Here is a 24,951-nt window from a genome sequence, read left to right as displayed (position 1 = left end):
CCGGCGGCGCGCCGGCTCAGAAGCGGCTGCCGTGCACCGGGAACGCCGGGCCCCCGGCACGCACCGTCTCGGCGGCGGAGGCGTCGTCGGCGACACCGGAGGCGCGCGGGGTGGGGCCGCCGTCGGGGCCGTAGCCGAAGCGGATCATCAGCTGCGGGCAGCAGCGGCGGCGCGCGGCGCCGGTGGCCTCCCGCAGGTCGGGCCACTCCATCGCCTGGTGCAGGATCGACGTGCGCACCCCGTGCACGGTCGCGAGGAGCAGCACGTGCTGCAGGGCCTGGCCGGCGAGCAGCCAGTCCTCGCGCCGGTCGCGCCCGGTCCACAGCAGGGCCACCTGCGCGTGCCGTTCGAACGGCAGCACGGGCAGCCGCAGTCCGGGCAGCATGCCGGCGAAGTCCCGCATCGGCACCCGGCCGGTGGCCTCGCGGGGGCCGAGGGCGCCCACCGGGATGCCGTACGGCGTCTCGTCGCCCGGCAGGGCGATGCAGCCGCGGGTCTCGGCGACCCGCTCGGCGTCGGCGCGGTTGCGGGCCTCGGCGGCGGCCGTGAGGCGCAGCAGGCGCTGGGTGCCGAGGATGTCGGGCACGTCGAGGTGGGCACCCTCGCTGCGGGCGGCGGCGACCATGCCCGCGACGACCGGCTCGGGCACCGGCCGGCCCGTGAACGGCATACGGCTGGTGTGCCGGCGGTCGACGGCCTCGTAGAGGGCGCGGTAGAGCGGGCGCTCGTACATGGCGCTGCCGGCCAGGTGGACGATGGCCACCAGGTCGGGGTCGCCCAGGTGCGGCAGCAGCCGTACGACGGGCTGGCGGCCCGCGTTCGCCGCGGCGATCCGGAGGTTGAAGAGGGCGGCGCCCACGGAGAGATACATCGCCCGGCGCTGGGGGTCGGCGAGCGGCAGCTGCCGCTCACGGTCCAGGCGCACCTCGATGGTGCGGGCGACCGGGTCCGGATCGAACCGCCAGGGCTGGGTGTTGTGGATCGACGGTGCCGCAACCGCCGCGGAGATCAGGGTCTCCAGGGCAACGGCTTGGACTCCCGTGGTGTGCATCTCTGCTCCTCTGCAGGGCTCTCTCCGTGGGGTCTACGCTCCGTCACCACCAGGCGGTTGTGGAGGGCCGTGCGGTACCGGCGACGGGACCGTCCGGCCCTGCGCCAGCGACGGTGGGCCCTGTGTCGGGTACGGGCTCCTGGGGAGGCTGTCCGACCGGCCGGATGCCCGGCGGTGCGGCGGCCTCGGCGCCCCCGGGCCGGTGACGGTCTCGGGGAGGGGTGGTGCCGTGGTCGCACCAGGAGCCGGTGCCGGGTGCGGCATCCGCCGCGCCGGACGGGAGAAGGGGCCGCACATGCGTCCGGCCGCCCCGCAGTCAGGGCAGACGGGCGGGCGGCCGGACGGGCGACCGGTCCGGACCCGGTACGGCCCACCGCCGCGAGGGAGGCGGCGGCCCGGGTCGTACCCGGGAGGACTCCGGGTCGGTCAGGGACCAGCTTCGCGCACCGGCCCCGCCGCCCGGGGCGGCCGATCTTCCCCACCCGGGGTGCCGTTGCGCCCTCTTGCGGGACCGACGGTCCCTGTCCCCGGCGGGAAGGACGGACCGCCGGAGCCGGTCCCGGCCGCTCGCCCGCCGCCAACGACCGGAGGGGGCGGGGGCCTTGGCCGGTGCGGGACGATCGCGGAACGATCACGGACGGTTGATCCGGTATGCGTCGACCGGGTCACCGCCGGACCACAGGTCCCCTCCTCCCGGGACGACAGGGCCCTTGCGCTCCCGCCCACGCCTGCCGGCGAACCGCACCGGAGCCGCGGGCCCCGGCGCCGAGTCCTTCACCCCGAGCCCCCCTCCGCCACGCCCTCGGCGCCGGGGGCCCTCGCAGCCGTGCCCACGGCGCGGGGACACCCGCCGCCCTCTTCACCCGGAAGCCCCGGCGGCACGGCCCTCCCGCAGGGGAACCCAGCGGCGTGGCCCTCGCACAGGGCACCCCGCAGCCGCACCCCCGGCGCCAGGACACCCGCCGCCCTCTTCACCCGGAGACCCCGGCGGCACGGCCCTCCCGCAGGGGAACCCAGCGGCGTGGCCCTCGCACAGGAGATCCCGGCGGCACGGCTCTCGGTCGCCGGCTCCCCCGCGCTCGGCTGTGCCCACGCGGCAGAGGTCGTCGGCGTGTCGGTTCCCGCTCCGCCTCGCGGGTGTCCGGGTCCGCCCCTGCCCACCCGGGGCGACCGGAACTGCCGGTTCCGCCGGACAGGCCCCGCACCGCGGCGAAAAGGCCGTTCGGCTCTGGACCCGGCCGGGGGGCGGGCGCAGGCTGGCAGGTAGGGGAAGGAACTGTTTCGCCCCGCGTGGTTCCTCCTTGTCGTCCCTCCTTCCCCGCACGGAAGTGATCACGATGGAAGCCAAGCAGTGGACCGTGGACGTCTACATCACCGAGGACGGCGACGACACCCGCGCCCGGGCCGTGCTGAGGACCCGGGACACGTCCGCCGTCACGGGACGGGGGGTGGCCCGCCGTAATCCGGTCGACCGGCCCATCCCCGAGATCGGCGACGAACTCGCCGCCAGCCGCGCGCTGGAGGACCTGGCGATCCGGCTCCACGACGTCGCGTCCGACGACATCGTGGACCTGGCGGGTCCGCTGGCGCGGTGACGCGACGGGAGCGGACCGGAGAACCGCCCGGTCCGCTCCCCCGCTCCCCCCTCCCCGCGCTCCCCGCGAAGAGCGGAAGCGCGCCGGAGGTCAGAACCGGGCCGCGGCCCACGCCGCCAGTTCGGAGCGGGCCGCGGCCAGCAGCGTGGCCGAGGGTGCCGTCGCCCCGTTGGTGACCAGGGCGTAGTGCAGCACGCCCGAGTCGGCGGCGGTCAGCAGCAGACGCCGGCTGCCCGTGCCGCCGGGCTCCGCGGCGGCGGCGACCGGGGTGGCGGAGGTGTAGGACGGCGGGCCGTAGACCGTGCCGAGGTCGGAGACGACGGTGGTCGTGGCGGTGGGGAAGGACGCCGGGAGGTGCAGTTCGGTGGGTGCCGAGCCGCCGTTGGAGCGCCACACCAGCAGCCCGTACTGTCCCGACCCGACGAGCTGCTGCACGTTCGGCAGGGTGCTCGGCACCGGGTTCCAGGTCAGGGTGGTGGAGCCGTCCCGGGAGCGGTCCTCGTAGGTGAAGGCGAGGGTGGTGCCCGCCGTGGCACCGGGGTAGACACGGTCGAGGAGGCGGGCGTCCTGACGGAGCGTCACCGCCCCGGAGCCGTCGAGGGAGACGGCCGACAGGTCCTCGTCGTTCCAGGCGTCGCCGGAGGTCAGCACCTTGTCGGGGTTGGCGTTCATCAGTTCGTGGTGGCGGCCGCTGTAGATGTCCCACTGCCACTGCGAGCCGGACAGCACCGGGCCGGAGCCGGACGGCGAGGTCCACCAGTCCGCGCCCTTGCGGCGGGAGTCGAGCGCCTGGTACATCGCCTTGTCGACGGTGGGCGCCTTGTCGGAGACCGTGCCGGACAGCGGGTGCCCGAACTCGCTGACCACGGCGGCCGTCCCGGCGGCCGAGGCGCGGTCGCGGACCGTGGCGAAGTCGGTGGCGTACTGGCCGTCGGATGCCTTCCCCCACATCAGGATCCCGGAGATCGCCTTCTGGTCGTAGAAGTGGGTGTTGAAGACGTAGCGCGGGCCGAGGGTGCCCGCGTCGAGCAGGCCGCCCTCCTGTTTCTGGGTGTCGATGTTGGCGTTCCAGAACAGGTTGGGCTCGACGAGGGCGGGCTTGTCCTGCCAGCCGGCCGCGTCCATCCGGGCGCGGAAGGCGACGTAGAACGGCCACAGCAGGTCGCGTTCCCAGGTGCGGCTGGTCTGCCCCGAGTCGTAGCTGCCCGCGTACGGCTCGTTGAAGGGGTCGAAGCCGACGACCTCGGCGAACTCGTCGGTGGTGAGGTGTTGCTTCAGATACGCCATCGTGGTCTGGGCGGTGGCGAGGAAGGCGTCCTGGAGGCCGTAGGAGTTGTGCCAGAAGTCGTGGAAGGCCCGGGTGACCGCCTGGTTCTGCGTGATGTTCTGGCCCCAGAACAGACAGATGCCGCACGACTCCTGCGGGTAGCCGCCCGCGTCGACGGCCCACTGCGGGGCGCCGTCGCCGGTGTACCAGCTGCCGGTGTTGAAGAGGTACCGGGACCACAGGTCCTGGTGGAAGTCGGCGTAGACGCGGATGCCGGCGTCCAGGAAGGCGCGCAGCTGGGCGGTGGCGGCGGCCAGGTAGGCGGTGTCGACCTGGCCGCGCACGGGTTCGGCGTAGGCCCAGGAGAGCAGGAAGCGCACGGAGTTGCCGCCGCCGAGGGCGCGCAGCGCGTTCGCGGACTTCTGGGCGTCGGCGACGGAGGCGAAGGGCAGGCCGGTGTTCTCGGCGAGCTTGGCCTCGCCGGAGACGTTGTAGCCGCGCAGGACGACCTCACGGCCGTAGGAGTCGGTGAAGCGGCCGTTCTGCACGGTCAGGGGTGAGCCGTCGAAGGGGAGGGAGCCGGCGGGGGCGGCGCCGGCGGGAGCCGCGCCCGTCACCGTCAGGAGCCCGCCGAGGGCGGCGGAGACGGCGAGGACGGCGAACGGTCGTGTCAGACGTGCCCGTAAGTTTGCCATGTTCATTACAGTCAGATGTCCGCGCCGACAGGTCAATGGTCAACAAACACCTGTCGCACCACTCGCCCCGGCCACGGCCCGGACATAGAGTGACCAGCATCACGCCACTTGGCCGCTTTGCTCCCTTCCGCGCGCGCTTCCCCGATCCCCATCCCCTCGCTCGCCTCGCTCTATTTGCTCCCCTCGCTCCCCCTCGCTTCCGTCGCACGGCTCTGGAGGGCCCATGACCCGCATCACGGTGAAGGTGGACGGCACGACGTACGAGGACGAGGTGGAGCCCCGGCTGCTCCTCGTGCACTATCTGCGCGACCGCCTGGGCCTCACCGGCACCCCGATCGGCTGCGACACCTCGAACTGCGGGGCCTGCACGGTCGAGCTCGACGGCACGACCGTCAAGAGCTGCGCCGTACTGGCGGTGCAGGCGGACGGCGGGACGGTGACCACGGTGCAGGGTCTGGCCAGGGACGGCGAGTGGACGGCACTTCAGCGCGCCTTCCACGAGCGGCACGCCCTGCAGTGCGGCTACTGCACCCCCGGCATGCTGATGGCGGCGCGTGACCTGCTGCGCGAGAACCCGCACCCCACCGCGCACGAGGTGCGCGAGGGCCTCGAGGGCAACCTGTGCCGCTGCACCGGCTACCAGAACATCGTCCGCGCGGTGCTGGCCGCGGCGGAGGCTGAGGCGGACGGCGAGCCGGGCACGGCCCGGGAGTCCGGGCAGGCGCCGGGCGACGCGTCGGACCGGACGGCGGGGCAGCGGCACTCCGAGGAGGTCACGGCATGACCGACCAGGCCGTGGAAGCCGAGGTGGGCCGGGCCCGCCTGCGCAAGGAGGACGCCCGGCTGATCACCGGGCAGACCAACTGGACCGACAACATCACCGTCACCGGCCTGCTCCACATGGCGATCCTGCGCAGCCCCATGGCGCACGCCCGCATCGACCGGGTCGATGTCTCCCCCGCCCTGGAGCGTCCCGGTGTGGTCGCCGCCTTCAGCGGGGCCGACCTCGCCGACGGGCTCGCCTCGCTGCCGTGCGCGTGGCCGGTCACCGAGGACATGGTGCATCCCGACCACCCGCCGCTGGCCGTGGACGAGGTGCGGCACGCCGGTGACCCGGTCGCCGTCGTCGTGGCGCGCGACCGGTACGCGGCGGCCGACGCCCTGGAGGCGGTGGAGGTCGACTACACCCCGCTGCCCCCGGTCCTGGACCTGGAGGCCGCCCTCGCCGAGGACGCCCCGCTGGTGCACGCGGACAAGGGCACCAACCGCTGCTACGACTGGCCGCTGCGCACCGGCGAGGACTTCGCCGCCGTACGGGAGCGCGCCGACGTCGTCCTCAAGCGGCGCTACCTCCAGCAGCGGCTGGTCCCCAGCCCCATGGAACCCCGCGCGGTCGTCGCCGCCCCGCTCTCGGCGTCCGGCGAGTACACCCTCTGGACCGCCACCCAGGTCCCGCACATCGCGCGGATCATGCTCGCCATGGTCACCGGCATCCCCGAGCACAAGCTGCGGGTGATCGCCCCCGACGTCGGCGGCGGCTTCGGCTCCAAGCTCCAGGTGTACGGCGAGGAGGCGATCGCCCTCGCCGTGGCGCGGAGGACCGGCCGGCCCGTGAAGTGGACCGAGTCCCGCTCGGAGAACTTCCTCGCCACCCACCACGGCCGCGGCATGATCCAGGACATCGAACTGGCCGCCACCCGCGACGGCCGGCTGCTGGGCGTCAAGGTCGGCCTGATCGCCGACATGGGCGCCTATCTGATGCTGGTCACCCCGGGCATCCCGATCCTCGGCGCGTTCATGTACCCGGCGATCTACAAGATGGACTCCTACGAGTTCGACTGCACCGGCGTCTTCACCACCCGCACCCCCACCGACGCCTACCGCGGCGCCGGACGCCCCGAGGCGACGTACGCCATCGAGCGCGCCATGGACGAACTCGCCGCCGAGGTCGGCCTCGACCCGGTCGAGGTGCGGCGCCGCAACTGGATCCGGCACGAGGAGTTCCCGTACACCAGCATCGCGGGCCTCACCTACGACAGCGGCAACTACGAGGCGGCCACCGAGAAGGCACTCGCCCTGTTCGGCTACGACACGCTGCGCGCCGAGCAGGCCGACCGCAACGCGCGCGGTGACACCGTACGGCTCGGCATCGGCGTGTCCACGTACACCGAGATGTGCGGTCTCGCCCCCAGCCGCGTCCTGCGGGACCTGCGCTACGGGGCGGGCGGCTGGGAGGCGGCGTCCATCCGGATGCTGCCCACCGGCAAGGTCGAGGTCGTCACCGGCACCAGCCCGCACGGGCAGGGGCACGTCACCGCCTGGAGCCAGATCGCCGCCGACGTGCTGGGCGTGCCGTTCGAGGACGTCGAGGTGATCCACGGCGACACCAAGGCGGCCCCGCAGGGCATGGACACCTACGGTTCCCGGTCGCTGGTCGTCGGCGGCGCGGCCGTGCACCACGCGGCCGTGAAGGTGGTCGACAAGGCCCGCAAGGTCGCCGCGCATCTGCTGGAGGCCAGCGAGCAGGACCTGGAGTTCACCGGCGGCGTGTTCGCGGTGAAGGGTTCCCCGGAGGCCCGCAGGTCCATCCAGGAGATCGCCTTCGAGGCGTTCACCTCGCACGACCTGCCCGACGGCATGGAACCCACCATCAACGCCGAGCACGTGCTCGACCCGGAGAACTTCTCCTACCCGCACGGCACCCATCTGTGCGCCGTCGAGGTCGACACCGAGACCGGCGGGACGACGATCCGCTCGTACGTCTGCGTCGACGACGTCGGCAAGGTCGTCAACCCCCTGATCGTCGAGGGCCAGACGCACGGCGGTCTCGCCCAGGGCATCGCGCAGGCCCTGTACGAGGAGGCCGTCTACGACGAGGAGGGCAACCTGGTCTCCGCCAGTCTGGCCGACTACCTGGTGCCCGGCGCCCCCGATCTGCCCGAGTTCGTGACCGACCGCACCGAGACCCCGGCGACCTCCAACCCGCTGGGCGCCAAGGGCGTCGGCGAGTCCGGGACGATCGCCTCGACACCCGCCGTGGTCAACGCGATCGTCGACGCGCTGCGCCCGCTGGGCGTCCACGACGTGCGGATGCCCTGCACCCCGGAACGCGTGTGGCGCGCGGTCGAGTCCGCGCGGAAGGAGGCCTCGGCATGATCCCCGCCGCATTCGACTACGCCCGCCCCACCGCCGTCGACGAGGCGGTACGGCTCCTCGCGGACGCCGGTGAGGACGCCAAGGTGCTGGCGGGCGGCCAGAGCCTGCTGCCGCTGCTGAGGCTCAGGCTCGCCTTTCCCGAGCTGGTGGTGGACGTGGGCCGGATCCCCGACCTGCGCGGCGTGCGGGAGGAGGGCGACACGCTGGTGATCGGCGCCCTCACCACCCAGCACGCGGTGGTGCACGACCCGCTGGTACGGCGGTACGCCGGGCTGCTGGCCGCCGCCACGGCCACCGTCGCCGACCCCGCGGTACGCCACCGGGGCACCCTGGGCGGTTCCCTCGCCCACGCCGACCCGGCTGGCGACCTGCCCGCGGTGGCGCTCGCGCTGGACGCGGAACTGGTCGCCGCGGGCCCCGGCGGGCGGCGGAGCATCCCGGCCCGCGAGTTTTTCGTCGACTACCTCCAGACGGCTCTGGGACCCGACGAGCTGCTGGTGGAGGTGCGGGTGCCCAAGAAGGAGGGCTGGGGCTTCCACTACGAGAAGTTCCACCAGGTCGCCCAGTCCTATGCCGTCGTCGGTGTGGCCGCCCTGGTCAGGAGCGACGACGGGCACATCGCCGAGGCCCGGGTCGGCCTGACCAACATGGGCGCCGTGCCGCTGCGGGCGACGGCCGCCGAGCAGGCCCTGTCCGGCGCCGGGGACGCGGCGGCGGTGGCGCTGGCCGCGCGGTCGGCGGCGGAGGGCACCCGGCCGTCGCGGGACATCGGCGCCTCCCCCGAGTACCGGGCGCACCTGGCGCGGGTGCTGACGAGACGCGCGGTGCTGGCCGCGGCCGGGATGGGGTGAGCGCCGATCAGCAGTGACACCGCCCGGCGGCCGGCCGGTCCGGCACAGGTGCGGGCCCGCCTGGAGGAGACGGGGTACCTCGTCGACGACGGTCTCGCCATCGCCTGCTTCCTGGCTCTGCGGCTCGGGCGTCCGATCTTCTGCGAGGGCGACGCCGGCGTGGGCAAGACCGCGCTGGCGTCCGCCCTCGCCGAGGCCCTGGACGCCCCGCTGATCCGGCTCCAGTGCTACGAGGGCATCGACGCCTCGCAGGCCCTGTACGACTGGGACTTCCCGCGCCAGCTGCTGCATCTGCGGGCGGCGGAGGCGGCCGGTGTCACGGACGCGGGGCGGCTGGAGAGCGAGCTGTACGACCGCCGGTTCCTGATCGCCCGGCCCCTGCTGAGGGCGCTGGAGACCCAGCCGTCGGTGCTGCTGGTCGACGAGATCGACCGGGCCGACGACGAGTTCGAGGCGTTCCTGCTGGAGCTGCTGTCGGAGTTCTCCGTCACCGTCCCGGAGCTGGGCACGCTGCGCGCCGAGCGGCCGCCGGTGGTGGTGCTCACCTCCAACCGCACCCGCGAGGTGCACGACGCGCTGAAGCGGCGGTGCCTCTACCACTGGTTCGACCACCCGGGCTTCGCCCGCGAACTGGCCATCGTGCGCCGCCGGCTGCCGGAGGTGTCGGCGCGGCTGGCGGAACAGGTCACGGCTCTCACACAGGCGCTGCGCGAGCAGGACCTGCTGAAGCCGCCCGGGGTGGCGGAGACCATCGACTGGGCCCAGGCGCTGGCCGCGCTGGGCGCGACCGAGGTCGACGCGGAGCTGGCGGTGGCGACGCTGGGCTCGGTCCTGAAGTACCGGGAGGACACGGAACGGGCCCGCGGCATGGACCTGGCGGCGGTACTGGCGAGGCGCGGGGCATGAACGGCACCACGGGCGGCACCGCACCGGCGGCCGGACCGCCGGACGCGAGCGGACCGGGCGAGGGCGGACCGGGCGAGGGCGGACCGAGCGAGGGCCGCGGTCCCCGTCCCGGCAGGCCCCGTTCCGGCGGTCCCCGGAGCGCGAGCACCCGGCCCGGGACGGCGGACGCCCCGCAGCGGGCCGGCGGGCACCCGCGCGGCGGCGGCCCCGGCGAGGACACCGGCGGCGCCGCGCACGCGGACGGCGCGGGCGGGCGGCTGCGGGGCGACGCGGTGCTGCTGGGGTTCGCGCGGGCGCTGCGGGCCGCCGGGGTGGACGCGAGCGCGGAACGGCTGCACGCCTTCCTGCGATCGGTGGACGCGCTGGAACCCGGGGCGCGGGCGGACGTGTACTGGGCGGGACGGCTGACGCTGTGCGGCGGCCGGGACGACCTGGAGCGCTACGACCGCGTCTTCGCGGCCTACTTCGGCGGCGGGGAGGGCGGTGCCCGGCCGGTGCCCGCGGCCGCCCCGCCCCGGCTGCGGCCGGTCGCCCGGGACGAGGCCCGGCGGCGGGCCCGCGCCGCCGGTCAGGACGAGGTGCAGGCACCCCCGACCGCCGCGCTCGCCAGCGCGGCCGAGGTGCTGCGGCACCGCGACGTCTCCTCTCTCGCCCCGGCCGAACGCGAGCAGCTGCGGCGGCTGCTGGCCGCGTTCACCCTGCCGGGACAGACCCGGCGCACCGCCCGGCGGCGGCCGGCCCGGCGCGGGGACGTCGATCCGCACCGCACGGTGCGGGAACTGCTGCGGCGTGGCGGCGAGCCCGCGCGGCTGCGCCGGCACGCGCGCGCCGAGCGGCCCCGGCGGGTGGTGCTGCTGGTGGACGTCAGCGGTTCCATGGCGCCGTACGCCGACGCGCTGCTGCGTTTCGCCCACGCGGCCACGCGCGGCTCGGCCCGTACGGAGGTGTTCACCGTCGGCACCCGGCTGACCCGGGTCACCCGCGAGCTGTCCCACCGGGACCCGGACCTGGCGATGACCGCGGTCGCGGAGGCGATCCCCGACTGGCGCGGCGGCACCCGGCTGGGCGGGCTGCTGCGGGAGTTCCTGAACCGCTGGGGCCAGCGGGGGATGGCGCGCGGCGCGGTGGTCGTCGTGCTGTCCGACGGCTGGGAGCGCGGCGATCCGGAGCTGCTCGCCGCCCAGATGCGCCGCCTGCACCGCCTGGCCCACCGTGTCGTCTGGGCCAACCCGCTGAAGGCCCGCCCCGGGTACGCCCCGCTGGCGGCCGGGATGGCGGCGGCCCTCCCGGACGTGGACGCCTTCGTGGCGGGCCACAGCCTGGCGGCGCTGGAGGAACTGGCGCGGGTGGTGCGTGGCGCGGCGGCACCGGGCGGCGGGCGGGCACGCGCGGGAGCCGGGGGACGTGCGGGAGCCGGGGGACGTGCGGGGTACCCGGGGCGTACGCCGGACACGGCACACAGAACTGCGGCGGCGACGCCGGGGGCGGCCCAGGAGGGCCTCGGGAAAGGAGCAGGTCTTGCGTGACATTCTTCCGGCGCTGAGCCGGTGGTACGCGGCGGGGGCGCCGTTCGGTCTCGCCACGGTGGTCGGGACGAGCCGCAGTGCGCCGCGTGACCCCGGGGCCGCGATGGCCGTCGGACCGGAGGACGAGGTCGTGGGCAGTGTGTCCGGCGGATGTGTCGAGGGCGCGGTGTTCGAACTCGCCCAGGAGGTCATGACGAGCGGCGAGGCCCGGCTCACCACCTTCGGCTACAGCGACGACGACGCCTTCGCCGTCGGTCTCACCTGCGGCGGTGAGATCACCGTGCTGGTCCGCCCGGTCACCCGTGACACCGACCCCGGCTTCGCCGAGGTCGCCGGGTCCGTGGCCGCCGGCCGTCCGGTGACCGTGGCCACGGTGACCGACGGCCCGGCCCGGCCCGGCGCCACGCTGGCCGTCTGGCCGGACAAGGTCTCCGGCACCCTGGGCAACGAGGGTCTCGACGCCGCCGTCACCGCCGACGCCCGCGGTGAACTGGCCCTCGGCGCCACGGGCCTGAGGCACTACGGTGCGCGCGGTGAGCGCCGTGAGGACGCCGTCACCGTGTTCCTGCACTCCTTCGCGCCGCCGCCGCGGATGCTGGTGTTCGGCGCGATCGACTACGCCGCCGCGGTCGCCAGGATCGGCGACTTCCTGGGCTACCGGGTCACCGTCTGCGACGCCCGCCCCGTCTTCGCCACGCCGAAACGTTTTCCCGGTGCGGTCGAGGTGGTCGTGGACTGGCCGCACCGCTATCTCGGCGGCACCGAGACCGACGAACGCACGGTGATCTGCGTGCTCACCCACGATCCCAAGTTCGACGTACCGCTGCTGGAGGTGGCGCTGCGCAGGAAGGCCGCGTACATCGGGGCGATGGGCAGCCGCCGTACCCATGACGACCGGATGAAACGGCTGGTCGAGGCCGGACTGACACCACAGGAGCTGGCGCGGCTGCGCTCCCCGGTCGGTCTCGACCTCGGGGCCCGGACACCCGAGGAGGTGGCGGTGTCGGTGGCCGCCGAGATCGTGGCCCTGCGCTGGCGCGGCAGCGGCGCCCCGCTGACGGCCACGGCGGGCGCCATCCATCCGGCGGGCTGACTCCTCAGCGGGAGCGCCGGTCCGCGCACGGTCCGGGGGGACGGAAGAGACGGGCGGGGGGACGAGAACGGGAGGAAGACATGGAGCTGCACCACGAGTTCACCGTGCCGGTCCCGGTCGACGAGGCCTGGCACACGCTCCTCGACATCGAACGGGTGGCGCCCTGCATGCCCGGTGCGACGGTGGAGGCGTACGACGGGAAGACCGTCACCGGCTCGGTGAAGGTCAAGGTGGGCCCGATCACGATGACGTACAAGGGAACCGCCGTCTTCGAGGAGCAGGACGGCGCCGCCCACCGCATGGTGCTCGTCGCGACCGGCCGGGAGACCCGCGGCCAGGGCACCGCGCGGGCGACCGTGACCGGGGCCCTGACCGGGCACGACGGCGGTACGACGGTGTCGGTGCGCACCGAGCTGACGGTGACGGGGCGTCCGGCGCAGTTCGGGCGCGGGGTCATCGCGGAGGTGGGCGACCGGCTGGTGGGGCAGTTCGCGGCATGCCTGTCGCAGCGGCTGACGGCCCCGGCGGAACCGGCGGAGCAGGAGACGCAGGAGGCGCCGCCGGGGGCGGTGGTGGCCGGCGGGGCGGCCGGTGTCGTAGGGGCCGCCGGGGCCCCGCCGGACGAGGCCGGGACGGAGCCCCTGGACCTGTTCCGTGCCGCGGCGGTGCCGGTGGCCAAGCGCGCCGGCGTGGTGCTGGCGGCCGCCGCGGCGCTGGCGTGGGTGGTGATACGCCTGTGGCGGCGCGGGCGGCCCTGAGTCCGTCCGGCGGAGCTCTTCCCCCTCCGGTGGTGTGAGCCGCTCCGGAGGGGGTACGCGCGAGCCGTCGGAGCATTCTTCGCAGAGGAAGGAGGTCCGTGACATCACACGCACTCGCAACAGCCGGGCCGCCCCTCGACCGAGGAGCGGCCCGGTCACGCTTCCGGTGCGGTTTCTTCCGACGGCGGCGTTCCACACGGCCGCCCGGCGGGGCGCTCGACGCGGCGGCAGGCGGTGCGGTTCCACCTCGGTGAGGCGGCTGTCGGCGGCCGTCGCGGTCAGACAGGTGCAGTGCGGCCGGCGGCGCCGGGCGGTCGGTGAGCCGGGATCGAGCAGCCGCAGCCCGGAGGGCGCGGTGGTGTCCCGGGGGATGCGGCTGTGTCCGAACACCAGGACGTCCACGCCGGGGAAGCCCGCGGCGCGGCGTTCCTCACGGCCTTTGGCCGGTCCCGTCTCGTGGACGACGGCGAAACACAGGCCTCCCGGTCCGGCGTAGGCCCGGCCCGCAGGCCCGACTCCGGAACCTCCTCGGAGAGGACTCAGGTTTTCGTCAGGTAAAACTGTTCAGTTCGAACTGGACAGGCTTACCTGTCGAATTTAGGCTGCCCGTATGGCAGAAGCACCCTCCGCCCCACCCGCAGGTGTCTCCGAGTCCGCCGCCCGGGCCGCCCGGGACCTGCGGGTCCTGTTCAGCCGGCTGCGGCGGCGGATCCGTGAGGTCGCCCAGGACGACGACCTCACACCGTCGCAGGAGTCCGCGCTGACCCTGGTCGGCAAGCACGGCGCGGCCACGGCCAGCGCGCTGGCGTCGGCCGAGGGGGTCCGGCCGCAGTCGATGGCCGCCACCCTCGCCGCGCTCGAACGGCACGGGCTGATCCACCGCTCCCCCGACCCCGACGACGGCCGGCGTCAGCTGGTCTTCCTGACCGACGCCGGACGCGCCCGGGGCGAGGACAACCGGCAGGCCCGCGCCCAGTGGCTGGTCCGCGCCCTCGACGAGCGGTACACCGAGGACGAGCGCCGGACCGTCATCGAGGCCCTGGCGCTGCTGGAACGGCTGTCGCAGCCGTGATGCCCGGGCTCCCGGGCATCCTCCGGCGGCGCGGCCCACAAACCGGCGGGCCCGCCCCGGACACCTTCGACCGCCGGCTGATCGCACCGATGGTGCTGGGGTCCGTGCTGAACCCCGTCAACTCCTCGATGATCGCCGTGGCGCTGGTGCCGATCGGGGTCGCCTTCGGGGCGCCGCCCGCGCAGACGGTCTGGCTGGTGTCCGCGCTGTATCTCGCGACCGCCGTCGGCCAGCCGGTGATCGGCCGTCTGGTGGACATGTACGGTCCGCGGCGCCTCTATCTCACCGGCACCGCCCTGGTCGGGGTGGCCGGGCTCATGGGTGCCCTCGCCCCCTCGCTCGGCGTGCTGATCGGCGCGCGGGTGCTGCTCGGTCTCGGTACGTCCGCGGCGTACCCGGCGGCGATGCGGCTGATCCGGGCGGAGGCGGGACGCACGGGACGGGACAGTCCCGCCGGTGTGCTGACCGCGCTGGCGGTCGCCGGCCAGACCGTCGCCGTCGTCGGACCGGCGCTCGGTGGACTGCTCATCGGCGTCGGCGGCTGGCACGCCGTGTTCACGGTGAACGTGCCCCTGTCGGCGGCCTGTCTGGCCCTCGGGGCGCTGCGGCTGCCGAAGGCCGGCCGGGGCGAGCGGCGCCCGGTCGACGCCGCGGGCATGGTGCTGTTCGCCGTGGTGCTGATCGCGCTGATGCTGTTCCTGATGGACCCCCGGCCCGGCCGCCTGTACCTGCCCGCGCTGTCCGCGGCGGCGGCCTGTGCCTTCGCCGTCCGGGAGCTGCGGACCACCGATCCGTTCATCGACCTGCGCGTCCTCGGCGGGAACCCGGCGCTGCTGGCGACGTATCTGCGTCAGTTCCTGGCCTACACCACGGCGTACTCCTACCTGTACGGCTTCACCCAGTGGGTGGAGCAGGGCCGCGGCCTCGGTCCCTCCACGGCGGGGCTGGTCATGCTGCCGGTGTCGGCCACCGCGGTCACCGTCTCCGCGCTCACCGGCCGCCGGGAGGCGGTGTGGGGCAAGCTGGTGACCGGCGCGCTGATCCAGCTGACCGGGTGTGCGGGGCTGCTGCTGCTCGGCTCGGCCAGCCCGCTCTGGGCGCTGGTGGCGGTGGCCGCCGTGATGGGCGTACCGCAGGGGCTGATCGGGCTCGCCGCGCAGAACGCCCTGTACCGGCAGGCCGACCCGGCGCACATCGGTTCCGCCGCCGGGCTGCTGCGCACCTTCATGTACCTGGGCGCGCTCTCCGCGTCCGCCGCCACCGCCGCGTTCTTCCCGCAGCACGCCGACACGCCCGGGCTGCACCACCTGGCCCTGTTCATGGCGGCCGGCTCGGTGCTGCTGCTGGTGACGACCCTGCCCGACCGCTCGCTCGCCGCGCTGACGGCCCGCACGGACCCGTCCAGCCCGTCCGCCCCGTCCGTCCCCCACCCGCCGGACTCGTCCACCGAGTCCACCGAGTCCACCACGTCCACCGAGCCGGGCCCGTCCGCCGAGCCGGGCCCCGCACCGGACCCCCACCCCCGTCGAAAGGCATGACCATGGCTCTCACCACCCTCGACCCGCGTACCGCGCTCGTCGTCATCGACCTCCAGGGCGGCATCGTCGCCCTGCCCACCCAGCCCCACAGCGGGACCGAAGTGGTCGGCCGGACGGCCGGACTCGCCGAAGCCTTCCGCTCCCGGGGACTGCCCGTGGTGCTGGTCCGGGTGTCCTTCGCCGCCGACGGCGGGGACCTGGTCCCGGGCCGGGTGGAGCGGAGCCGGGCCGGGGGCGCCCGGCCCGAGGGCTGGGACGTGATCGCGGACGAACTGGCCGGGCACCCGGGCGACATCCTTGTCACCAAGCACAACTGGGGCGCCTTCCACGGCACCGACCTCGATGTGCAGCTGCGCCGCCGCGGGGTCACGCAGATCGTGCTGACCGGCATCGCCACCAGCATCGGCGTGGAGTCCACCGCCCGCGCCGCCCACGAGCACGGCTACCACGTCACCGTCGCCACGGACGCCGTCGCCGACGCCGATCCGGAGGCGCACCGCGGCAGCGTGGAGCGGATCTTCCCCCGGCTCGGCGAGACGGGCACGACGGCCGAGATCCTCGAGCTCCTCGCCAAGACCGACGAGACGCGCTGAGCCGCCGCGGGGCTCCTGATCGCCGGGGCGGCGGTCAGGGGGCCGGGGGCGCGGTGGCGGCCTCCTCCACGTCCGCCTCGACGTCGGCCCGTGGGCGCCCCTCGTCCCGGGCGTACTCGCTCACCGCGCTCTGCGTGTCCCTGGCCAGGTCCCGCCAGGCCCGTACGGCCGTCTCGTACGTCTCGGTCTGGGCCTCGGTCCAGGTCTCGCGCGTCGGGGAGCCGTAGGTGTTCCGCAGCCCCTTCACCTGGTCGTGCGCCGCGTCGGCCGCGCGCTGCTTCTCCACGAGTTCCTCAAAGGTGTGCGCCACAGGCACGCACCCCATCACACGTGCCGTCGCACGGGCGCCGCGACCTGCCGCGCCGGGGCCCGCACGCACCCGAGTGGACGTGCGGCGGCCGTGTCACGGTCCGCCGTCGGAGTCCAGGACCAGTTCGCTCCACACCTGCTTGCCGCCGCTGACCGGGACCGACCCCCACGCCGCCGACACGGCCTCCACCAGGAGCAGGCCGCGCCCGCCGGTGGCCTCCCAGCCGATGCTGGTCGGCTTGGCGGGGGTGCGGGCCGAGGCGTCGGAGACCGCGACGCGGAGCCGGTGGCCGACCAGGGTGAGGTCGAGGCGGACCGGACCGCCGGTGTGCACGAGGGCGTTGGTGACGAGTTCCGACACGACGAGCAGTACGGCGTCCAGCGCGTCGCCCGGCACGCCCCAGGCCCGCATCGTACGGCGGGTGAAGCGGCGGGCCTGCCGGACGGCCTCCGGCACCCGCCACACCGTCCAGCCCTCGCGCAGCGGGCGCACGGCCATGCCGTCGTAGCGCATCAGGAGCAGGGCGACGTCGTCGCTGCGGCGGGCGCCGTCGAGCAGGGCGTCGGCGACGAGCCCGAGGTGGCCGGGGTCGGACAGGGCGAGCCGGTGGGCGAGGTCGTCCATACCGGTGTCGATGTCCGCGTCGGGGGACTCGACCAGGCCGTCGGTGGTGAGGGCGACCAGTGTGCCGGGCCGCAGCCGCAGCGGGCTCATCGGGAAGTCGGCCTGTGCGACCACGCCCAGCGGCGGGCCGCCGTCCTCGCCGGGGATCTCGGTACGGCCGTCGGGGTGGCGCAGCACGGGCGGCAGATGACCGGCGCGGACGTACCAGGCGGAACCCTCCTCCATGTCGAGGTCGACGTAGCAGCAGGTGGCGAAGAGGTCGGTCTCCATCTCCATGAGGAGACGGTTGGCGTGGGAGACCACCACGTCGGGCGGGTGTCCCTCGGCCGCGTAGGCGCGCAGGGCGGTCCGCATCTGGCCCATGAGGGTGGCGGCGGCCGTGCTGTGCCCCTGGACGTCGCCGATGACCAGGGCCACGTGGTTGTCGGGCAGCGGGATCACGTCGTACCAGTCGCCGCCGACCTCCAGGCCCCCGGTGGCCGGGAGGTAGCGGGCCACCGCGACCGCACCGGGCAGCCGGGGCAGCCGGCGCGGCAGGAGCTGGCGCTGGAGCATGCCGACCAGTTCGTGCTCGGCGTCGAAGGCACGGGCCCGCAGCAGGGCCTGTCCGGCGAGCCCGGCGGAGGCGGTGAGCAGGGCACGCTCGTCGGGGCCGAAGTCGTGGGGGGCGGTCCAGCCGATCAGGCAGACGCCGGCCATCCGGTAGCCCGCGGCCAGCGGCAGGACGGCGAGTCCGCCGGGGCCGACCTCAGCGAGGGCGGGTTCGAGGGCGGCGCCGGCGGGCCAGACGCCGGGGCGGCCCTCGCGGAGGGCGTCGGCGAGGGTGGGCATGTCGCGCACCGCGGCGTCCGGCCACTCGCCGCGCCACTCCTGACGCCACAGCTCGGGCCAGCTCTCCGGTTCGGGCGGGTCGAGGACGGTGACGACGAGCCGGTCGCCCTCGAGTTCGGCGAGCGCCACCCGGTCGGCGCGCAGCGGCTCGCGCAGGGCGTTGACCATGGCCTGGCCGACGTCCCGGGCGGTGCCCGCGTTGGCGAGCGCGGCGGCGAGGCGCTGGACGCGGGCGACGTCGGTGACACCGGTGCGCAGCGCGGACGCGTCGGCGACGGTGCCGACCAGACGGGCGGGGCGGCCTTCCCCGCTGGGCAGCAGCCGGCCGCGCAGCCGCAGCCAGCGGGGCGGGCCGGCGGGCTGGAGGATGCGGAACTCGAGTTCGCGGTCGCCGATGGCCATGTGGTCGGCCTCGGTGACGGACATCAGCGCGGGCAGGTCCTCGGGCAGTGTGCGGCCGAGAAGGGTCTCGACCTTGCCGTCGAAGGCGCCGGATCCGATGCCGAACAGTTCCAGGATGTGGGGGCCGACCTCGACCCGGCCGGTGTCCATGGACAGGCTGAAGGCGCCCGGGGGCAGGTCTTCGCCCCGGGTCCGTTCGGCCGCGACCGGCCAGGAGACGGCGTCGGCGATCAGCGCGAGGCACCGGCGGTCCTCGGTGCCGAAGCCGTCGGGGCGCTCGCTGATCAGCAGCAGGCATCCGCCGCCGTCACCGGCGTGCACGGGCAGCGCGGCGAGGTGCAGGTCCGGGGAGGGCAGCCGGTGCCAGTCGGGGTCCGCGGCGAGTTCGCCGGGCCCCAGCCACACCGCCCGCCCGCCGCGGTGGGCCTCCGCCACGGGCGAGGCGCCGGCCGCGGGGTAGGTCTCCCGCAGCCCGTACAGGGCCCGCGGCAGCCCCGCCGACTCGAGAAGGCACAGCAGACCGCCGTCCTCGCCCGGTGTGTACACGGCGGCGAGCGCCGCACCGGCGAAGACGATCGCCTGCTCGAGGACCCGGCGCAGCCGCTCGGGCGAGGCCGGATCAGCCGTGACTGCTTCCAGGGCCACCTCGGCACGCATGGTCCTCGATCCACGCACCGCAGCGCCCTCACTGACCACGTTCGCCATTACAGCGCGTATGAGCGCGCGACGCAGCCCCTGTGCCGCATCGGCCACCACGGCGCACGGCTCGGCCTCCGCCGACCGGTGAACGGCACGGACCCATGGGTCCCGCAGGGCGCGCCCCCGGCCGGGGGCGGAAGGCCGGGGCACCTGGCCCCGCACCCGCCGCCCCGGTCGGGGACACCGCCGGTGCGGCGGGGCGGGCCGCGGGGCGGTGGCTCGCCGTGCGGGGCGGGCGGGCAGGGGTGAGGCTGAGGACGGGAGTGCGAGGAGGTGGGCGGCGTGGGCGAGGGACAGACCGCTCGGGTACCGGTGGGGCGGCCGGTGCTGTCCCTGGCGCTGGCCTCCATGATGGAGGAGGTGCACGCGCACTCCGGTGCCATGTATCTGCTCGACCCGGACGAGCCGGTGCTGGAGATGGCGGTGGTGGCCGGGCTCCCACGGCAGTTCTCCGCGCCGTGGGAGCGGGTGGCGCTCGGCGCGCCCATCCCGGTCGCGGAGGCGGCCCGCGAGCGGCGGCTGGTGTGGGTGGGCAGCGAGACGGAGATGGCGCACCTGTATCCGCGCATCGCGGTGGTCCTGCCGTACCCCTTCGCGATGGCCGCCCTCCCCGTGGCGACCGCGGCCACGGTCTACGGCGCCGTCTTCCTGACCTGGCCCGGCGGCCACACGCCGGAACTGTCGCGGCACGCGCGGGATCATCTGGCCGCGGCCTGCGACCGGCTGGCGCTGCGTCTGGAGCGGGCCGTGGCGGAGGGGCGGCCGCTGCATGCCGAGCCCGATCTGGTCGGCGCGCCGGCGATGGACATGGCCGGGACCCTGGGTACGGGCGAGGCGGCGCGGATGGTGGCCCGGCTGCCGTACGGGCTGCTGTCGCTGGACCTGCACGGCCGTATCGGGTTCGTCAGCCCGGCGGCGGTCGGCCTGCTCGGGGTGCCGGCGGGCAGACTGCTCGGCACCAAACCCTGGGCGTCGGTGCCGTGGCTCAACGACCCGGTGTACGAGGACCGTTACCGGGCCGCGCTGCTCAGCCAGCACATCACGTCGTTCGTGGCGCTGCGCCCGCCCACGACCTGGCTGTCGTTCCGGATGTACCCGGACACCACCGGCCTGAGCGTACGCGTCGGCCGGGCCCGCTCGGTGGCGCCGCCGGAGGGCCGGGGCGCGGCGGGCCACTCCGGCGGCACCGGGTCCACGGGGCTGGTCACCATCTCCCAGATCCTGAACCTGGCCGGGGCGCTGACCCAGGCGGTGGGCGTGCAGGACGTCGTCCAGCTCGTCGCGGACGAGATCGTCCCCGCGGTGGGCGGCCGCGCCATCGCGGTGCTCGCCGCCCGGGCCGGGCGGATGCACGTACTGGGCCACCGCGGCTACGCCGACACGCACACCGTGCTGCAGTACGACGGCATGCCGCTGACCGCCCAGACGCCCGGGGTGCGCGTGCTGACGCAGGGTGTGCCCGCGTTCTTCGACTCGCGGGAGGACCTGACGCGGCTCTATCCGGCGCTGCCCGCGATCCCGGACGGCCTGGCCGCCTGGGCGTATCTGCCGCTGATCGCGTCCGGCCGCCCGGTCGGCACCTGTGTCCTCGCCTACGCCGAGCCGCGCGCCTTCTCCGCCGAGGAACGCGCCGTGCTCACCAGCCTGGGCGGGCTGATCGCGCAGGCCCTGGAGCGGGCGCAGCTGTACGACGCCAAGCACCGGCTCGCGCACGGCCTCCAGGCGGCTCTGCTGCCGGAGTCGCTGCCGCCCCTGACGGGGTTCCGTACGGCCGCGCGCTATCTCCCGGCGACCCAGGGCATGGACATCGGCGGCGACTTCTACGACCTGGTGCCCGCCCGGCCGCTGCCCGCCGCGGTGATCGGGGACGTGCAGGGGCACAACGTCACGGCGGCGGGTCTGATGGGGCAGATCCGCACCGCCGTACGCGCGTACACGACCGTCGGCCAGGGCCCCGAGGAGGTCATGCGCAGCACCAACCGGCTGCTGATCGAACTGGGTTCGGAGCTGTTCGCGAGCTGTCTGTATCTACGGCTCGACCCCGCGCGCGGGGTGGCCCTGATGGCGCGGGCCGGGCATCCGCCGCCGCTGCTGCTGCCCCCGGACGGCCGGGTACGGGCGCTGGACCTGGCCGGAGGGCCGCTGCTCGGGATCACGGCCGCGGCCCGGTATCCGGCGACGGAGGTCGAGCTGGCCCCCGGTTCGCTGCTCGCCCTCTACACCGACGGGCTGATCGAGTCCCCCGGGACCGACTTCGAGGACGCCCTCGCGGATCTCGGCGAGCGGCTCGCGGAGATCGGGCACCGCCCGCTGGACGAGGTCGCCGATCATCTGGTCCGGCACAGCACGGCCGCACGGGACCGGATCGACGACGTGGCGCTGCTGCTCCTGCGCACCGGGGAGTGAGGCGGCGGGGAGGGGCGGCTGGTGCAGAACCCGGTCCGGCCCTCCCGCCGGAGGGCCGGACCGGGTCCACCGGGCCGGCCGCGACCGCGGCTGAGCGGCCGGGCCGGCCGGTGGACCGTGCCCGCGCGAGGGGAACGCGCGGGTCAGGAGGGAGCGCCGGGTCCGCCGGGTCCGGGGCGAGCGGGGGCACCCTCTGCTCGAAGAGCTCGGGGAGTGCCGGATGCCGCGACGGGCGGACGCCGTCCGCCGCGGCTCTAGCCGTGGTGGCGGCGGCGGTGCTTGGTGGTGCCGGCCGCCGCGGACGGGTCGGCCGCCGTCGCGGAGGGGTCGGCCGCGGTGGCGGACGGGTCGGCCGTGGCGGAGGGGTCCGCGGCCGTGGCGGACGGGTCGGCGGACGCCGACTGGCCGCCGCCCGCGGCGCCCGTGCCGTCGCCGAGGGTGGCGCCGGTGGCCTGGAGGGCGGCGGTGACCGGCTGGAAGAAGGTCTCGCCGCCGGTGGTGCAGTCGCCGCTGCCGCCGGAGGTGAGGCCGACCGCGCCGCCGTCCTGGGTGAACAGGGAGCCGCCGCTGTCGCCGGCCTCGGCGCAGACGTTCGTCTGGATGAGGCCGTTGACCGTGTCGACGCCGTTCGGATCGGTCTCGCTCTGGAAGTTGACGGTGGCGTCGAGACCGGTGACCTGGCCGTTGTGCAGACCGGTGGTGGAGCCCATCCGGAACACGGTCTCGCCGACGGTGGCGTCGGCGGCCGCGGTGATCTGGACGGTCTGTCCGTTGCCGACGTTGACGTCGCTGGTGGTCTGGGTGGCGGGGTCGTCGTACTTGACGAGCGAGAAGTCGTTGCCGGGGAAGACCGCCTGGTCGACGGTGGCGATGGGCGCGCCGCCCTGCGAGTCGGACCACTGCTTGGCGGCGACGCCGCAGTGACCGGCGGTCAGGAAGGCCGGACTGCCGTCGCTGGCGGTGACGTTGAAGCCCAGGGAGCAGCGTACGGTGCCGCCGGTGATCTGGGAGAAGATGGCGTCGCCGCCGGACACGAAGGTCTTGAAGGTGCCCGCGGACTTCTTCAGCGTGGCCATGCCGGTGCCGAGACCCTGGACGGTGGACCGCAGGGTGGCCCACTGGGTGCCGGTGACGGTGCTGTCGGCGGTCACGACGACCTTGTCGGTCCTCGGGTCGACGGCCCACGCGGTGCCGGGGATGGTGGCCTTGGTCTTCAAGGTCTGTGCGGCCGACTTGAGTTCGGCCGTGCTGTTGGTGACCGTGCGGACCTTGGCGCCCGCCTGCTCGGCCTGGGTCACGGCGCTGCTGTCGGCGCCGACCACGTTGACGACGAGCTGCTTGGTGGCGGCGTCGTAGTAGGACCCCGCGAAGGTGTCGCCCATCAGGCCGGAGAGCTGCGAGGCGAGCTGGGAGGCGTCGCCCGCCTTGAGGGTCTTGGGAGCGGCGCTCGCGGCCGCGCCGCCGTCCTGGGAGGCGTTGGCGTTCGGCAGCAGGATCGCGGCCGCTCCGAGCGCCGCGATACCGCCGACGGCTATCGCGGCCTTGCGCTTCGGAATTCGCTTGTGACTCAACCTTCTCGACCTCCTGGGGGGACGGGGTCCGTGCCGCCGGCCCGCAGTCGCCTGCTCGGGCCTGTCCTTACGGGTGCCTGCTCGTTCACGGTGGTTCTCGTCGTGCTGAGGCGACCGGACGGCTCTAGGTACGGGCGGGACGGGCGGGGCGTTCAATTCCGTTTGCCAACTCCTTTGAGCCGCATACGAATCGACCGCCCGGACCGGTGCGCACACCACCCGTGAGGTGACGAACCGTCACGAGCGGGAACCCCGCGACCCGCCGCTCGCCCCCACCCCCGTGCGAAACGTTGCCGTTTCGATGGAAGTCCTCTAGGCTCGCCCTGTACGAAACCGTTTCGTTCCGGAACGCCGAACTGCCGAATCGCGAACATTCGAGCTTCTGAACGACTTCCCTGGAGTGGTTCCCGATGCCACAGAAGACCCTTTCCGGCCGCGCCCCCACGGGCGCCGCGGCCGGCACCGCGCACGACGCGGCCGCCCCCAGGCGCTGGTGGATCCTGGCCGTCATCGCCGTGGCACAGCTGATGGTCGTGCTGGACGCGACCATCGTGAACATCGCCCTGCCGTCCGCCCAGGCGGACCTCGGCTTCTCCGACGGCAACCGGCAGTGGATCGTCACCGCCTACGCCCTCGCGTTCGCCTCCCTGCTGCTGCTCGGCGGCCGGATCGCCGACCTGTTCGGCCGCAAGCCCGCCTTCCTCGCCGGTGTCGTCGGCTTCGCCGCGGCCTCCGCGTTCGGCGGCGCGGCGACCGGCTTCGGCATGCTGGTCGCCGCGCGCGCCCTGCAGGGCGCGTTCGGCGCGCTGCTGGCCCCGGCGGCCCTGTCCCTGCTGAACACGACGTTCACCGACGCCCGCGAGCGGGCCAGGGCGTTCAGCGTGTACGGCGCCATAGCGGGCGCGGGCGGCGCCGTCGGCCTGCTGCTCGGCGGTCTGCTGACCGACGCGCTGGACTGGCGCTGGACGCTGTACGTCAACGTGGCCATCGCCGTCCTCGCGTTCACCGGCGGCTGGCTGCTGCTGGGCAACCACCGCGACGCCGCGGACTCCCGGCTGGACGTGCCGGGCACGGTCCTGGTCGCCGCCGGTCTGTTCACCCTGGTCTACGGCTTCTCCAACGCCGAGACCCACGACTGGGGCTCCCCGCTGACCTGGGGCTTCCTGACGGCGGGCGGGGTGCTGCTGGCGGCGTTCGCATGGTGGCAGACCCGGGCCGCGCACCCGCTGCTGCCGCTGCGCATCCTGCTCGACAGGGACCGCGCGGCCTCCTTCACCGCGGTGCTGATCACGGGCGCCGGGATGTTCGGCGTGTTCCTGTTCCTCACCTACTACCTCCAGCTGAACCTCGGCTTCAGCCCGACGAAGACCGGTGTGGCGTTCCTGCCGATGGTCGCCGCGCTCATGGTGGCCGCCCAGGTGGGCACCACGGTGCTGCTCCCCCGGATCGGCCCGAAGGCGGTCATCCCGCTGGGCTTCGCGATCGCCACGGCCGGCATGGCCTGGCTGAGCGGCATCGGCCTGGGCTCGCACTACGCGAGCGGCGTGCTGCCGCAGATCGTCGTGATCGGCGTGGGCCTCGGCCTGGTGATGCCGCCGGCCATGCAGCTGGCCACCGGCGGGGTCGCCGCCGAGGACGCGGGCGTCGCCTCCGCGACGGTCAACGCCATGCAGCAGGTGGGTGGTTCGATCGGTACGGCGCTGCTGAACACGCTGGCCGCGAGCGCGGCGACCGACTACCTGGCCGGGCGTGACGCGACGAGCGGGGCGGTCCGGGCGCAGGCCACCATCGAGAGCTACACCACCGCGTTCTGGTGGTCGGCGGCGCTCTTCGCCGCCGGCACCCTGATCGCGTTCCTGCTCTACCGGCGGGGCCTGCCGCAGCAGGACGCGACCGCCGCGACGGTCGTCCACATGTGACCGCCGCCACGAGCCGCACGGACCCCGGGGGCCGCCGTCTGCAGGGAGACGGCGGCCCTTCCCGCGCCGAACCGGCCGCACGAATGGC

At 74.7% G+C, this 24,951-nt stretch carries 18 protein-coding genes and 1 pseudogene; 13 read left to right on the top strand and 6 right to left on the bottom strand.

Annotation, left to right across the window (positions count from 1 at the left end; all coding sequences use genetic code 11):
- Positions 1-16: 16 nt before the first annotated feature.
- Complete coding sequence (locus ABZ862_RS25595) at positions 17-1,051, bottom strand: hypothetical protein (RefSeq protein ID WP_360962247.1); 1,035 nt, start codon at positions 1,049-1,051, stop codon at positions 17-19.
- Between the two features lie 1,337 nt (positions 1,052-2,388).
- Between ABZ862_RS25595 and ABZ862_RS25590 the strand changes: the two genes are divergently transcribed.
- Positions 2,389-2,646 (top strand): DUF1876 domain-containing protein, encoded by a 258-nt coding sequence (locus tag ABZ862_RS25590; RefSeq protein WP_360962244.1) that lies wholly within the window; start codon positions 2,389-2,391, stop codon positions 2,644-2,646.
- A gap of 90 nt (positions 2,647-2,736) precedes the next feature.
- On the opposite strand, the gene ABZ862_RS25585 is transcribed toward ABZ862_RS25590, so the two are convergent.
- Complete coding sequence (locus ABZ862_RS25585; RefSeq protein ID WP_360962241.1) at positions 2,737-4,608, bottom strand: cellulase family glycosylhydrolase; 1,872 nt, start codon at positions 4,606-4,608, stop codon at positions 2,737-2,739.
- A gap of 223 nt (positions 4,609-4,831) precedes the next feature.
- Here ABZ862_RS25585 and ABZ862_RS25580 point away from each other — a divergent pair, with 223 nt between their 5' ends.
- From ABZ862_RS25580 to ABZ862_RS25550, 7 genes are all read left to right on the top strand, one after another.
- Positions 4,832-5,392, top strand: a complete 561-nt coding sequence (locus ABZ862_RS25580) for a (2Fe-2S)-binding protein (RefSeq protein ID WP_360962238.1) — start codon at positions 4,832-4,834, stop codon at positions 5,390-5,392.
- On the top strand, positions 5,389-7,764 hold the full coding sequence (locus tag ABZ862_RS25575; RefSeq protein ID WP_360962235.1) for a molybdopterin cofactor-binding domain-containing protein: 2,376 nt from the start codon (positions 5,389-5,391) through the stop codon (positions 7,762-7,764). Before ABZ862_RS25580 ends, ABZ862_RS25575 begins: the two co-directional genes overlap by 4 nt.
- The gene (locus ABZ862_RS25570) at positions 7,761-8,615 is read left to right on the top strand and encodes a xanthine dehydrogenase family protein subunit M (protein ID WP_360962232.1); all 855 of its coding nucleotides are present in this window, start codon (positions 7,761-7,763) and stop codon (positions 8,613-8,615) included. The genes ABZ862_RS25575 and ABZ862_RS25570 overlap by 4 nt, the downstream gene beginning before the upstream one ends.
- A 48-nt stretch (positions 8,616-8,663) precedes the next feature.
- Positions 8,664-9,521, top strand: a complete 858-nt coding sequence (locus ABZ862_RS25565) for a MoxR family ATPase (RefSeq protein ID WP_360962229.1) — start codon at positions 8,664-8,666, stop codon at positions 9,519-9,521.
- The gene (locus ABZ862_RS25560; RefSeq protein WP_360962226.1) at positions 9,518-11,047 is read left to right on the top strand and encodes a VWA domain-containing protein; all 1,530 of its coding nucleotides are present in this window, start codon (positions 9,518-9,520) and stop codon (positions 11,045-11,047) included. Before ABZ862_RS25565 ends, ABZ862_RS25560 begins: the two co-directional genes overlap by 4 nt.
- Positions 11,040-12,140 (top strand): XdhC/CoxI family protein, encoded by a 1,101-nt coding sequence (locus ABZ862_RS25555; RefSeq protein ID WP_360962223.1) that lies wholly within the window; start codon positions 11,040-11,042, stop codon positions 12,138-12,140. Before ABZ862_RS25560 ends, ABZ862_RS25555 begins: the two co-directional genes overlap by 8 nt.
- Positions 12,141-12,220: 80 nt before the next feature.
- Positions 12,221-12,898, top strand: a complete 678-nt coding sequence (locus ABZ862_RS25550) for an SRPBCC family protein (RefSeq protein WP_360962220.1) — start codon at positions 12,221-12,223, stop codon at positions 12,896-12,898.
- 219 nt (positions 12,899-13,117) lie between these two features.
- Here ABZ862_RS25550 and ABZ862_RS25545 read toward each other — a convergent pair.
- Positions 13,118-13,396 (bottom strand): annotated as a pseudogene (locus ABZ862_RS25545) (metallophosphoesterase family protein); the annotation flags it as partial.
- Between the two features lie 112 nt (positions 13,397-13,508).
- Here ABZ862_RS25545 and ABZ862_RS25540 point away from each other — a divergent pair.
- From ABZ862_RS25540 to ABZ862_RS25530, 3 genes are read left to right on the top strand one after another with little or no spacing between them, the layout of a single operon-like run.
- The gene (locus ABZ862_RS25540; RefSeq protein ID WP_360962217.1) at positions 13,509-13,970 is read left to right on the top strand and encodes a MarR family transcriptional regulator; all 462 of its coding nucleotides are present in this window, start codon (positions 13,509-13,511) and stop codon (positions 13,968-13,970) included.
- Complete coding sequence (locus tag ABZ862_RS25535; protein WP_360962215.1) at positions 13,970-15,508, top strand: MFS transporter; 1,539 nt, start codon at positions 13,970-13,972, stop codon at positions 15,506-15,508. The genes ABZ862_RS25540 and ABZ862_RS25535 overlap by 1 nt, the downstream gene beginning before the upstream one ends.
- Positions 15,509-15,510: 2 nt before the next feature.
- The gene (locus ABZ862_RS25530) at positions 15,511-16,101 is read left to right on the top strand and encodes a hydrolase (RefSeq protein WP_360962212.1); all 591 of its coding nucleotides are present in this window, start codon (positions 15,511-15,513) and stop codon (positions 16,099-16,101) included.
- Positions 16,102-16,135: 34 nt separating this feature from the next.
- On the opposite strand, the gene ABZ862_RS25525 is transcribed toward ABZ862_RS25530, so the two are convergent.
- Complete coding sequence (locus ABZ862_RS25525; RefSeq protein ID WP_360962209.1) at positions 16,136-16,411, bottom strand: hypothetical protein; 276 nt, start codon at positions 16,409-16,411, stop codon at positions 16,136-16,138.
- A 93-nt stretch (positions 16,412-16,504) separates the two neighbouring features.
- The gene (locus ABZ862_RS25520; RefSeq protein ID WP_360962206.1) at positions 16,505-18,973 is read right to left on the bottom strand and encodes a SpoIIE family protein phosphatase; all 2,469 of its coding nucleotides are present in this window, start codon (positions 18,971-18,973) and stop codon (positions 16,505-16,507) included.
- Between the two features lie 267 nt (positions 18,974-19,240).
- On the opposite strand from ABZ862_RS25520, the gene ABZ862_RS25515 reads away from it, so the two are divergent.
- Positions 19,241-21,373, top strand: coding sequence for a SpoIIE family protein phosphatase (locus ABZ862_RS25515; protein ID WP_360962203.1), 2,133 nt, complete (start codon positions 19,241-19,243; stop codon positions 21,371-21,373).
- Between the two features lie 254 nt (positions 21,374-21,627).
- Here the strand turns inward: ABZ862_RS25515 and ABZ862_RS25510 are convergent, their stop codons facing one another.
- Entirely contained in the window at positions 21,628-22,944 is a 1,317-nt protein-coding gene (locus ABZ862_RS25510; RefSeq protein ID WP_360962200.1) for a S1 family peptidase, read from the bottom strand.
- 410 nt (positions 22,945-23,354) lie between these two features.
- Here ABZ862_RS25510 and ABZ862_RS25505 point away from each other — a divergent pair, with 410 nt between their 5' ends.
- Entirely contained in the window at positions 23,355-24,863 is a 1,509-nt protein-coding gene (locus tag ABZ862_RS25505) for an MFS transporter (protein WP_360962197.1), read from the top strand.
- The last annotated feature ends 88 nt before the right edge of the window (positions 24,864-24,951 follow it).

Origin of the sequence: Streptomyces sp. NPDC047000, from assembly GCF_040644295.1 — a bacterium.
Classification (GTDB): domain Bacteria; phylum Actinomycetota; class Actinomycetes; order Streptomycetales; family Streptomycetaceae; genus Streptomyces.
This window is presented reverse-complemented; position numbering and strand designations above follow the sequence as displayed.